Source organism: Caulobacter sp., assembly GCF_017744445.1.
Lineage (GTDB): Bacteria > Pseudomonadota > Alphaproteobacteria > Caulobacterales > Caulobacteraceae > Caulobacter.
Genome location: NZ_JAGIBH010000008.1, coordinates 38,588 through 51,233, shown reverse-complemented (window position 1 = coordinate 51,233; position 12,646 = coordinate 38,588). Strand labels below are relative to the sequence as shown.

Sequence of the window (12,646 nt, the reverse complement as noted above, 5' to 3'; positions counted from 1 at the left end):
TTTCCGCCGATCGGCGCGGGCTTGGCGAATTAAGTCTTCATTGTGGCAATCTGTCTTGCCAATGCCGATATCGGTGTTCGCCATGCGATATCGGCATGGCCTCACCCTTCGGTTGATCTTGGCGCGGACCTCCGCGCCGTGTAGCCAAGATGGGAAAATGAGAACGAATGGCGCGGTCGTCCCGCTGGGAATGATACCGGTGTCATCAAGGGGAGGATGATCATGGCCGCGAAAGACGCCTTGCTCTCAAGCGTTCTGGCGCCCGTGCTGGCGACGCTGTTGCTGGCGGGCGGGCCCGCCGCCGCCCAGGACACGCTGGCCGGCCTTGGCCCCGTGCGCGGCTATACCGACGTCGTCTTCGACACCACCAAGGAGCGCTACGACATCCTGGTGGACGCCTCGCGCCCCGAGGACCCCGCCGCCCATCGCTACCGCACGATCCAGGCCGCCTATGCCGCCGCACCGGCCGGCAAGCGCGAGCGGCCGACGGTCATCGGCATCCTGCCCGACGTCTATCAGCTGGGCGGTACGCCGACCGAGCCGGGCCTTACGATCACCAAGCCCAACATCACCCTGATGGGTCTGACCCGCGACCGCCGCAGCGTGGTGCTGGCCGACAATCGCGGCAACAAGCAGGGCGCGGCCAACAACGGCTTCACGATGATCGTCGACGCCGACGGCTTTTCGGCGGTCAACCTGACGATCCTGAACTACTGCAATGTCGACTACGACTATCCGGGCGACGCCTCGAAGAGCTTGAAGCGGCGCTCAGGCGTGATCACCCAGGCGGTGGCCATCCAGATGAGCGGCGACCGGCACGTCTATTCGCACGTCGCCATCCTCAGCCGGCTGGACACCATGTTCAACCGGACCAAGCGCTCGTACTTCACCAACGCCTATCTGGAGGGCACGGACGACTATCTGGGCGCGCCGGGCGCCAGCGTCTGGGAGGATTCAGAGATAAGCTTCATCGAAGGCGGCGGCATCCTGTTCGCGGGCGGCACGACCTTCATCCGCACCCGGTTCCGCGCGACCAAGCCGATGCAGTTCTACAAGGTGCCGGTCGCCCCGGTGGCGCTGATAGACTCGACCTTGCCCGACGTGCCGCTGGCGTGGTTTGGCTGGCGCGCGCCGCCGCAGTCGGAAGCCTCGCTGACCTATCGCACCAAGACCGACGCCGGCCGGCCGGTCGACCTGATCGACAGCATCGTCGGGCCCGAGCGCCGCACGCTCTCGCGCGAGCTGACGCCGGACGAGGTCCTGGCCTTCAATCCCTGGAACCAGCTGCGCTGGGCGCCAGACGGCAATGACGATGGTTGGGATCCGGCCGGAACGCGGGCGAAGTTCGAAGGGCAGGGGGCGCGTCCCTATCGCGTCAAGCTGGCCAACGGCGTGGCCCGCATCCGCACCGGCGAGGCGCCGGTCGATATCGCCGCCCAGGTGCTGCCCAAGGGCGCGACGGGCCGGGTGCGCTGGAGCTCGTCCTCGCCGCTGGTCAAGCTTGGCGCGGCGGAAGGCGACCGCGTCACGGTCACCGCCGCCAACACCGGCGAGCGGACCGAGATCGCGACGATCAAGGCCGCCGCCGACAATGGCTTCAGCAGCACGGCCTATGTCACCGTCGATCCGGCCTATCGGCCCGCGCCGGCGCTGGTCGCCGCGCCGAAGCTGCAGGCGGGGCAGGGCGGCGTGTCGGTGACCTACGCCCTGGCCGGATCGACCGGCCGTCAGGACCAGTCGCTGGTCACCTGGTTCACCTGCGCCGACGCGGCCTGCGCTCAACCTCAGCGCGTGGCTGTTTCGCGCGGCAATGAGCCCCTGCGGACACTGAAGCTCTCCGGCAACCTGGCAGGCCGCTATGTGATGGCCGAAGTCCAGCCGAAGACCGATCTCAGTCAGCCCGGCGCGCCCGTCCGCACCGCGCCGATCAAGGCGCCGGCCGCCGCTTCGGCGACCGCCGCCCTCGACCCTCGCGCCCAGCCTGACAGCACGGCCACAGATCGCTGGGAAGGCGACTGGAGCCTCACGGGCGCCTGGTCCAGCCAGCCGCCGTTCGAGGATCAGAGCCACTGGGGCCTGCGCGCCGGGGACAAGGACAACACCTTGCTCTATGTCGGGCATCCCTCAGCGGGCGACATGGACGTCACGGCGACCTTCGACACCGACAAGCTGGAAGGGCAGGGCTTCTCGATCGCCGGCTCGCCCGCGGACGACGGCCGTCCACGCGCCGATATCCTGTTCAAGTACGATCCGGCCACGCGGAACGGCTATGCGCTGCGCTTCTGGCGCTCGACCCGATCGGCCACGGCCGTCGTGTTCCAGCTCTACCGGATCAGGGACGGCCATGGGACGCCGATCAGCGGCGAGGACCAGCTGACCGGCGTGATCAAGCCGACCACGACCATTCAGGTCTCGGTGCGCGGCGGCCAGGTGACGGTGAAGGGATCCAACACCGCCGATGGCGAGGCGCTGAACCTGACTGGGACGATCGAGCCCAACCGCTACGGCGCCGCGGGCTTCTACTGGACTGCCTCGCGCCCTAGCGGCTCGGTGGTCCTGCGGGGACTGAGCGTGAGCTATCCAGGGCCTCAGGCGCACTCGCAGTAGCAAATGCCGTCGGGTCCCTGCACCAAGACCCACGGATCCGGTAGGCTGAGCTGGTGGCAGGCTTGACTGAGCGCCGGCTGTATCGCTTGGCAGACGGCGGGTGCGCAGACGGGAACGTCCGGTCGGTTTCTGCTTGTCAGCTTGGGGTCGCCGACGATGAACGGTAGCTGCCCCGCAGGCGCAGGCGCAGGCGCAGGCGCAGGCGCAGGCGCAGGCTTAGGCGGGGGCTTGGCCTCGCAGGCGCAGAGGCTCAAGGCCAGTCCCGCGGCCATCGACAGGATGAAGGTCGAACGCATGATCATGATCCTCCCTGGATGTGATTGTCGGTGTGCGGCCTGGGTCGGCCGCGCGTCGGGATCGAGGCTTCAGGGCGAGCGACGGGCCAGCGCGTCGGCCTGTAGCTTGGCTGGCGCTGTGAGGCGCCAGTCGATCGTCAGTCGACCAACCCGCGAGCGGTCGAGCGTTGGCGTGAAGCCCAATTTCACGAGGATCTCGACTTGCGGCTCGCCCAACCCGAGCCAGCTTGAGCGCGTCATCGCAAAGCTGATGTCGCCATCCGCTTCCCGCGCCACATAGGTTGGCCGCATTCCGACCACGGAGAACCCGATGGCGCGCCACCGGGTGATGCGATCGGGTGGCTGCGTGGGGTCAAAGCCAGGGCCCAGATCGACCATCAGCGTATCGGTCGCGCCCGTATCGTAGGTCAGGAACCGTCGCGGCCGTCTATCGGTGGCGACCAGCACGACGGAGTTCCCCGGCGCCAGCTGGAAGGGCGTCTGGCCATCGGACGGATCCGGTTCGACCAGTTGCGCCGCTCCGACTAATCGGGCCTTCAAGGTGCGCTGCTGCAGGCTCATGGCGGCCGTCGAACTCTTGCTAGGGGTGGTTGGCTTGGTAGACCGCCCGGGCGAAGAGACCGTAGCTGTCGGCGTTGTACATCATCCTGGTGGTCGAAAGCGCCTGCGAGTCGACCTTGCCATAGGCATGATCATCGGTCAGGGCCATCATGTGCGACGCCTCGTGAACCAAGGTCGAAGCCCGCTCATTACCGTCGACGTCGCCAAAATGAGCCGTCTCGTAGAGATTGATGCCCTCCCCCGAGGTCATGTTGATAATTTGGTTGATGACCGGAGACAGAAGGCCGACGCCGGTCAAGGGACCCATGGGCCGCGAGCGTACCGAAGGCGGCAGGATGCGCCAGTCGGGCCAGCTGATGCTACTGGCGTAGACATAGGCGATAGTGCCTTGTGAGGCGGGTGTATCGGTCACGATATTGAACTGCGGGATGTGGATGAAGAAGCTCTGCGCATAGCGCCAGGAGAGCCGGGTCTGGACGGGAGGGCGGGCGAAGTAGCGCTGGATCTGCCTGAAATTGTCGAGCACCTCGAATAGGTTGTTGGCGTCGGTCCGTGATGTGCCGCGAATGCCGAACCAGTCCTGGATCATTTGATCGGGCTGTTGAATCGTCCCTCGCGACCACAAGGTGCTGTTGAGCCAGCCATTTCGCGAGGTGATCTGGCTCTCGAGCAGCTGGATGGCATCGTCGACCATCTCCCTGGCCCGATCGAAGTCACCGTTCATCCTGGCCTGTTGCTGCTGGACCTGGGCGGTGGTTCCCGTCAGCCGTGTCCGTTGCAGGCCGCTCTTGTCGACGAAGGTCGTGGGATTGCAGCGGGCGTAGGCATAAAGGTTCAGGCCGTCCTTGACCCCCGCCGGGTCGGGACTGAGCCAACGACCCATGCCGGCGAGGTAATAGCGCAGGCCGATGCAATAGAGGCCGGTGGCGCGATCGAGCTCGCGGCCGACGAAGCGAAAGCGCTTGGTGTCCAGATCAAGCTGGGTGCGGCCCTTGGCGTAGGCCTGGCCGCCATAGGGGAAGTACTCCTCGTAAGTCACCATCTGGCCGGTCTCGTCGGTTTCCAGGGTGATGGAGGTCTGGTTGTTGCTCAGCTGGTAGCGGCGCTGGGGCGTCGGCTCCTGACTGTCCTGGTCGATGATCAGGATCCGCTCGTCCTTGGCCAGGACCGAAAGGGACCGGCCTTCGGCGTCGAGGGTGGTTCCCGTGGCGGTGATCCGCGAGCGGCGCGTGACGATCAGGGCGTCGATATAGAAGGTTTCCTCCACGACAGTGACGCCGGGCCCCTGCAGGAAGCGCTTGGTCTTGCGCCGTCGCTGGCGGTCGCCGCCATAGGCGTAGAACTCGACGTCGTCGTCGGCCCCGGGGCGCGCCACCAGCGTCGCGGCTCGGATCTGGTCGCGATAGTCGAAGAGGATCCGCGGCAGGTTCGACAGCGTGGCCAGGTTGCCGTTGGCGTCGTAGTAGTCGTCGGGGGTTTTGCCGCCCTGGACCCAGTCGGCCGGCACGGCATGGTTCGAGGTCGCGGAGACCGCGAAGCGGTTGGTCCAGCTGCCCTGGCCGCCGCTGGCGTTGGCCGTGTGGCTGATCTCGGTCAGGTTGCCCGACGGGTCCACCGTATAGCGTTCGATGAACGCCACCGATTGGGAAGGATCGGCGGCCGGGGGGGCGAGCGCGCCCGCCGCCGTCATCCCGGCCTGCTGGCGACCGGTCGCGACCCGCAGCTGATAGAGGGAGTCGTAGGTGTAGTCGTTGTCGGGCGGCGCGAGGCCGCCGTTCCAGATCCGCTGGGCCTCGGCGGCGTGAGCGATCCGCGTGACGTTGCCGACCGGATCGTACCAGTACCGGTCGTCCTGCAACCGCGCGCCGTCGCTGGCGCGGGTCGTGGTCAGGGTGGTCAGGCGATCGGTGTTCGGGTCGTAGAGCCGGGTCTGGCTGACGCCGCTCGCGTAGTCATTGAAGGCCACATTGCCGCTGGGCGTGTAGCGGCGCTCGACCAGTTCGGGTACGGCCGGTTGATCTTGCGCGGGCGCGAGCCCGACGCTGGCCAGCCAGCCGTTGACGTAGAAGCTGCTGGCGCTGACCGTGCCGTCGGCATTGATCGTCGCCAGAAGCCAGCCGCGTCGGTTGTAGCAACGACCCAGCAGCCAGACCTCCGGCCGCAGCGCCACCGTCGCCGGGTCGCTCCAATCAACGGGCGTGGAGTCGTCGACCACGAAGTCCCGGCTCTCGGCGACCAGCTGCCCCGCCAGGTCATAGGTCGCGATCTTGGTTTCCTGGGCCTGATCGCGGCGGATCACCACGCGATTGCGCGTGTTCTGGGCTGGATCGGTCCCGTAGACGAGACTTTCGGCCCGGTAGGGCGCGCCCGCGATGGGGTGGACGCGAAGCCCCGTCGGTCGGCGCAGCGTGTCGAAGAGGTGGCTCAGACGCGCGCCCGCATTGTCCCAGCGATCGATCAGCCCGCCCAGCCCGTCGAACAAGCGACGCTCGACGCCGGGGGCGGTCTGGCCACGATCGGTCGACCGCTCCAGGACCGGCTTGCCGAGCATGTCGTAGACGGTGTCGATATTAAACAGGCTCGTGGCCGCGCCTTGATAGAACCGCGGATCGGCCTGGCGCGTGACCGCTCCGGCGATGTCGCGCCATGTACCGTTCGGGCGGAGTTCCGGTGGCGGGGGCGTGACGCCCAGCGGCGCGAAGATCTCGCGCCGGGTCTCGACGCTGTCGCGTCCCAGCGGATCCAGATCAAAGCTCGTATAGGCGCCATCGAACTGGGCGGCCTTGAGCAGGGCGTCGCGCTCACCCGCGAAGCTGGGGTCAAGGTCATTGATATGGCCCTGGTAGTAGGGCGACTGGACCACGGTCTGGTCAGCGTCCCAGACGTCGCGACCCCAGGTGTGATAGCGCGTGCGCGTGGAAAATCCGGGCGGCAGAACGGTGGCGATCACCCGGCCCACGGCGTCGTACTGGCTGAGCGTGCAGGGTGCGGCGGGCTCGAGATCGAGAACCGGCAAGGATGAGGCATACGCATTGTAGCGCTTGGCGACGCGGCCTTGGCTGTCATAGGCGACCTGGTCGGTGACCAGCCAGGCGTCGTTCGGCCGTGACGGCTCGAGCGCCGCGCCCTCGACCTTGGTCTGTCGCGCCAGGGGGCGGGCGCTGGCGTCGACATAGGCCAGCACCGCGCCGTAGCGCCGCGGACCCGGGTCCCAGACCGGGAAGGCAGGGTTGATCGCGCGGTCGGCCTCGACAAAGACGCTGTTGACCGGTCCCTCGCCTCGGGCCGGGGCGAAATAGTCTTCCCAGTAGAAGCTGCCGGCGCCCTGCAGGAAGCGCTCGGGATCGGCCAGGACCTCGGCCTTGTCCCGAGGCGCTATGTAGTCATAACCGTCGAGCGGCGCGTCGCCGACGGTTCGGCCATCCATTTCCCCGAAGACCGAGACGGCCAGCATGGTCGACAGCGGCCCATAGACGGCTTGGGTGATGTTGTCGTTGGGGTCGGTGACCTGCCAGGGCCGGAGCGCCTGGTAATCGATCGCGAAACGCGTGACCTGGCCCAGGGCGTCGGTGCTGGAGACCATCTCCAGGGCGTAGCGGTCATAGGCGTATTGGGTCTGGGCGCCGTACGGATCGATGATCGCGACGGGTACGAAATATTGCTCGGCCCCGGCATAGACGCGGCGAACTCCCGGGGTCCACCAGTAGCCGTCCGCCAGGACATAGCCCGCGCCTTCACCGCCTTCGGGGCCAAGATGGGCCGTGTCGACCCTGTCGCCGAAGACCTCGGTGACGAAGCTGGGGGGAAATACCGCCCGCTGTTGTTCATAGAGCAGGCCAGGCGCGGCGATCGCCCCGAATCCGAGCGGTGCGTCCTGGGCGGCATTCCAGTAGAGGTCGCGGGTCCAGTCGAACAGACGGGCCTGGATCTGGCCGGCGGTAAAGGGCGCGCCGAACGCGATGACCGCGCCTAGCGCCTGGCCATAGAGCTGCTCCACTCGCGCGAAATCGAAGAGGTCAGCGGGCGTCGGCAGGCCGCCGACCTGGAGTTTCCGCTCCTGCCATTGCTGACCGATATAGTGGTAGGGCTCGGCGGCGGTGGCCGGGTGATTGATGTAGGCCCGCTCGGTGGCCGTGGCGATCAGGACTGTCTGCTGGGGCGGCAGGCTCGGATCCGAGCCGCGTGGATAGGCGATCTCGGCCAGCAGCGTCGGGTTGCCAAACTCATCCTGGTTCAGGACGTAGCTGTCGGCGATGCGCGCCTGATCGGCGTTGTCCTCCTGGGCAAGGGCGCGGCTCTGGCGTTGAGCGACGCGAAAAGCCGCCATGTGGCCGTCGATCTGCGGCTGCAGCAGCGTCACCAAATAGTTCTGGGCCGAGGTCTGATAGGCGACCGCTCGGGCTTGGCCCGCCGCGTCGGCGCCGGATTTGCGCTTGGCCGCCTCGCGATCCTTGACCGCGCGATAGGCCCCGCGCAGGGTCTGGCCGCCCGCGGCGTAGGCGGCCGGATCGAGCACATTGTCGGGAACCAGCGGCTGACCCCGAAAGTCGGGCAGGGGCGCGGAGCGGCGCTCGGTGGCGACCGCCGCGCCGACATTGTTCCAGTGCTCGGAAAGACTGGGCTCAGCGAAGAGCTCGCCACCCGCCGTGAAGCTGGGGCGTTCCAGGCAGCGCACATAGCCAAAGCCGCGGAACTCGCGCTCGACCGTGTCGTAGTAGCCATCGGCATAGTCGTAGCGCGCGGCGGTTGTCAGCCCGGTGTTGGCGTCGCGACGCACCACCTCGGAGACCAGTTGGAAGACGCTGGCCAGGGGCGTCGCCCAAGGGCGCTGGGCGCGGCGCGCCTCGAGCTGGAAGGCGGTCGAGCTGCGATAGGACAGCGTTGTGGAGCCGCCAAAGCCGTCGTCGATATGCGCCAGGCGGTAGGTCGCGCCGGCGCCGGGGAAGTCCAGCGCGTACTGGACGATCTGAGGTCCCGCCTTGCCCAGGACGAAAGCGGCCAGGCCGGATCCGAACACGTCGGCGAAGTTGATGATGTCGAGATCGCTGACGCCGTGGGGGACCGGTATGATCTCGGCGGCGGCAAAACCCTCGCCGCCCAGATTGCGATGGATCGCCAGACTGTCGGGGCTTGCCAGGATCAGATCGGCATAGCCCGAGCCGGTCGTGTCGGCGAAGAAGATGCGCGAGGCGTCCAGGTCGGCCGCGAAGAGCGGGGCGTTGTCCAGGCGTCGCGCCGGACCGAACCGTCCGTGACCCAGGCTGGGCCAGACCGTCACCGCGCCGCTGGCGACGCGAACACGATGCTCCAGCCCGTCGCCGAAAATGTTGGCGAAGGCCACGAGGATGGCAGGGTCTTGTTGGCGCTCGGACGGGAAGTCGCGGGGCAGACGGCGGGTTTGGGGCGGGCCATAACCCAGCGTGCCTTGTGAGCGATAGACGCGCAGCCGATCCGGAGCGGCGACGGTCATCAGATCCTGGCGCCCATCGCCGTCGAGGTCGGCGAGTTCAGCGCTGGGCGCGCCAATCTCAGGCGGAGTCCCCGCGAACGGAACGAAGCTCTCCCAAGTCTCGTCGGCGCGGCGGTAGTAGCCGGCGCGCCGGCGGTCGCGCACCACCAGCTCGAGCTGGCCGTCTCCGTCCAGATCCATCAGCGCGCAACGGCCTCGCGCCAGATCACGGTCGATCGGCGCGCGGAGCGGCGTGACCGGCGGCTGGTAGCGCCCGTCGCCCAGCGCGCGCCAGTAGACCAGGCGGCTGGCGTCGTTGAACAGCATGCCCGCGATGCCGTCGCCATTGAGATCGACGAACTGGTAGTGCCCGCGGCCTGGCGGTCCCTGGAAGGGCGGCAGGCCAGAAACCTCCAGCGCGCGCCACTGTGCGCCGGAGACGTCGAAGGCGTTGAAGCCCAAGGACAGCGCCGGCTTGGCCTGGCTGACGAGGCTGCCGTCCTTTTCCGTGCGCCAGCCGATCTGCTGGGCTGTCCTCAGTGTCGAGAACAGCGGCGTCTCGTCGTGATCCAGCGCCAGGACCTTTGTCAGCGCGCGACCGCCCGGCGCGTCCGGCAGGTCATGAACCGTCAGGATGTTGCGGCACAGCCGCCAGGTCTTCAGCTCAAAGCCCGGGCGGAAGGTGGTGAAGGGGTCCAGGCGCTGGGGCCAGGGGCGGACGGGATCGAGGCCGGGCAGGTCGTATTGGCCGTAGTCGAAGCGGATTTCGACAGCCAGGCGCTCGGTCTGACCATCGCGCCAGCTGCCGTAGCCGATCGCGTCGATATAGATCTGGGCGGTATTGGCGTCGGCGGGCAGCCCCGTCCCGTCCTCGCGGCGGTAGCGGTAGACGATGCGATTGCCATGGGCGTCGAGCGTCTGGGTGGCCAGCCATTTGTAGATGCGCGTCGGCTCGGCCGGATCGCAGATCCGGGCGTCGGGGTCATCGCCGTAGAGCGTGGTGGTGTTCTCGGCGCTGACGCTTTTCCAGTAGGAGCCGCCGTCGCGGTGGCGCCACCACTCGATACGATTGGACGTCGTCTCGATCCGGGGCCGGTAGCGTACGACGGTGTAGTCGCCCTCGGTCCGTTCGTCCTTGATCCACGCGCCGGCCTTGGAGGCATAGGCGGGGGTGAGTTCGTCCCCGTCGATCAGGAAACGGTCGGCGTCGGTATAGGTCGGCACGCCGCGGTCCGTGAGCCGCGCGATGGCCGGCAGCGCCAGGTCAAACCCCAGGCCATAGGGGCTGTTGCCGACGCTCCCGCCATAGGTGAGCGACAGCTCCGGGGCGACGCCGCGCAGGCTCGGGGCGTCGACGGGCAGGGAGAGGCTCGCCGCCCCGGTGACCATGTTGACGTCGAACCGATCTCCTTGACCGGAGATCTTCGCGCCTTCCTTGACGTCGATCTTAGGGACCTGGATTTCGCTGGGCGCTCGCAAGACCGCTCCTTTCGAAGGCTTGCGCCTTACGCCTTGGCCTTGATGGGTTCTTGCCAGCGGGTGAAGCCCGGCTGATCGGGGTCTTCCACCGGGCAGGCTTCATCCGGCAAACTGGCCTTGCGCGACGCGGTGCAGCCGCAGGCGCCGCAGATGCGCTGGTCGGAGCGGCTGCTGAGCGCGACCTTGTAGATCAGCAGACCCGGCGCGGGCATCAGGTTCGGACACGCCTCGCAAGCGGCCAGCCTGCGCTCGAGCGTCTCCTGAGGGATCTGCTTGAAGCCGCCGGCCGCCCATTTCAGCGCCGCGGCTCCGGCCTTGGCCGCCAGGGCCAGGTTCGAATGGGACAGCGTATCGGTCGATGCCGTTTCAGCGGTCGCCGATTGGTCATTGCGATAGGCGGCGTTGCCGGGTGAGCGCAGCAATACCTCCAGAAGGTCCGGGTGGCCTCGGCTGCGCAGCAGATAGTTGGCGTAGTGATCGTCGGCGCGCGCGCGGGCCAGAACTTCCTCGGGAACAGGCTTGGTCAGGCCGAGCAGCTCCGACAGTTCGGCGCACAAGGCGGCGCTATCGTCGGCCGCCTCAAGCTGGCGGAAGATGGCGTTCATGATCATGTCTCCTTGAGGGCGCGCCCGGCGAGATCGCCGGACGCGCCGCGCACGCTAGGGGTGGGTGGTGATGATCGCCTTGTTCTGCTCGGGGCCCAGCGGCGCGCCGTGCTTGGACTGCAGGTTGTTGAGCACCAGCACGTAGTAGCTGTCGGGCTTGAGGTCCGGGGTGCTGAGCACCACGGCCTTGGGGCTCTTGGGATCGATCGTGGCCGAGGCGACCTGCGCGGCCGGGCTGAACACGTAGTTGTTCACGTCCGTCGCGGTGGCCGGGTCGAGCGCGTCGTTGAACGCCACGGTGACCGAGAGGTTGTCGATCGCCGCGAAGGCCGTGCCGATCAGCAGGTAGCGCGGATAGACGCCGGCGCATTCGGGCAGGTTGTAGAAGCTGAACCCGGCCCAGTAGGACTGGATCCGGCAGTCCAGCGTGGGGGCGTTGCAACGATCGCCGTCGTGATCCAGCGGCGCGCCTTCCGCCAGCTTGAAATAGGCCTCGACCTGCTGGAGGCCGGCCGGCAGCAGCGTCGTCAGGATGCTGTCGGGCCAGGTGCTACGCAGGATCGAGGCGGTGGCGGCATAGTCCCATTCGCAGACGCAGGCCGGGCGCTGCAGCGAGGCCTGCAGCGAGGCCAGGATCACCGACAGGCCTTCCATGAACAGGCCCTTGAGGCGGACCAGGCCACCGCTGAAGACGATGAACTTCTGGCCGCCGCTCTCCCACGCATAGGCGTTGGGTTGCTTGTGGTTCCAGTCGAGGATGCAGGTGATGTCCGGATACAGGCGTCGGCTCTGCTGGAAGAGATAGAGCAGGGCGTCACGACCCGTGATGTTGGTCGGCGGGTTGAAGCTGCCGTTCTCCCGCACGGCCTTCATCTGGGCGTGGGAGATGTAGCGCGTGGCCATGGCCGGGATCGACATCTCGCCGGTGTGATGCGGCTTGAAGCCCTTCGGCCAGCGGCTGGCGTCGGCGTGGAAGGCCTTCGAGGCTTCGTTGGCGTGCCGGTGGTGATAGTCCTCGGACCCAACGACCACGTGGGCTTCGCTCTCGTTGTCGTCGGTGTGGTGATCGTGATGGACGTTGTCGGGATCGCCCATCTCGTAGAGCACCTGGACGGCATAGTCGGCGGTCACCACGCCGTTGCTGTTGACCAGGTGTCCCGACAGCGTCCTGGGATCCAGGCGGCCGTCCATTTCCAGGCTCTGCACGGCGGTGAAATGCTCGCCGACGACGGCGAACTGGACGATGGCCTGCTGGCCGTCGGCCATCATCAGCTCGTCGCCCGGCACCAGCGTCTGGACCTTCTTCAAGGTCTTGGAGCTGTGCATCAGGAACAGGTGGTCGACGGTGACCAGAAGGTGGCGATTGGCGGCTTCGCCCGCCATCAGATACTCGACATAGTACATGCCCGGGATCGTCGAGGGCTCGGTGTCGCCGGTGCGATATTTCACCGAGGTCGGCCGCCAGGCCAGGTCCAGTCCGCAGGCCAGGATCTCGTCGCCGCTGCGGATGTCCTGGATCAGCGTGTAAACGCCAGCCCGGGCCTCGATGGGCGTGTCGAGCGCGAAGCATGAGCAGCAGCAGTAGCAGGCCTGGCCGCCGTTCAGGTTTGGATCCCAGGTCAGGACCGGGGTGTCCATGGGCAGGCCGC

5 protein-coding genes are annotated in these 12,646 nt (G+C 67.3%); 1 reads left to right on the top strand and 4 read right to left on the bottom strand.

Annotated features, from left to right (window positions below; translation table 11 throughout):
* Nucleotides 1–222: 222 nt before the first annotated feature.
* Nucleotides 223–2,607, top strand: a complete 2,385-nt coding sequence (locus tag J7528_RS13230) for a pectinesterase family protein (protein WP_291875028.1) — start codon at nucleotides 223–225, stop codon at nucleotides 2,605–2,607.
* 365 nt (nucleotides 2,608–2,972) lie between these two features.
* Here J7528_RS13230 and J7528_RS13225 read toward each other — a convergent pair whose 3' ends face one another.
* Genes J7528_RS13225 through J7528_RS13210 form a run of 4 tightly spaced genes read right to left on the bottom strand, consistent with a single transcriptional unit; the run spans nucleotide 2,973 to nucleotide 12,635 of the window.
* Nucleotides 2,973–3,464 (bottom strand): hypothetical protein, encoded by a 492-nt coding sequence (locus J7528_RS13225; protein WP_291875026.1) that lies wholly within the window; start codon nucleotides 3,462–3,464, stop codon nucleotides 2,973–2,975.
* Between the two features lie 19 nt (nucleotides 3,465–3,483).
* Nucleotides 3,484–10,392: a SpvB/TcaC N-terminal domain-containing protein gene (locus J7528_RS13220; RefSeq protein WP_291875024.1), complete on the bottom strand. Its 6,909-nt coding sequence runs from the start codon at nucleotides 10,390–10,392 to the stop codon at nucleotides 3,484–3,486.
* Nucleotides 10,393–10,418: 26 nt separating this feature from the next.
* Nucleotides 10,419–10,997 (bottom strand): hypothetical protein, encoded by a 579-nt coding sequence (locus J7528_RS13215; RefSeq protein ID WP_291875022.1) that lies wholly within the window; start codon nucleotides 10,995–10,997, stop codon nucleotides 10,419–10,421.
* 54 nt (nucleotides 10,998–11,051) lie between these two features.
* A complete protein-coding gene (locus tag J7528_RS13210) occupies nucleotides 11,052–12,635 on the bottom strand; it encodes a hypothetical protein (protein ID WP_291875020.1) in 1,584 nt (527 codons plus the stop codon).
* Between the last annotated feature and the right edge of the window lie 11 nt (nucleotides 12,636–12,646).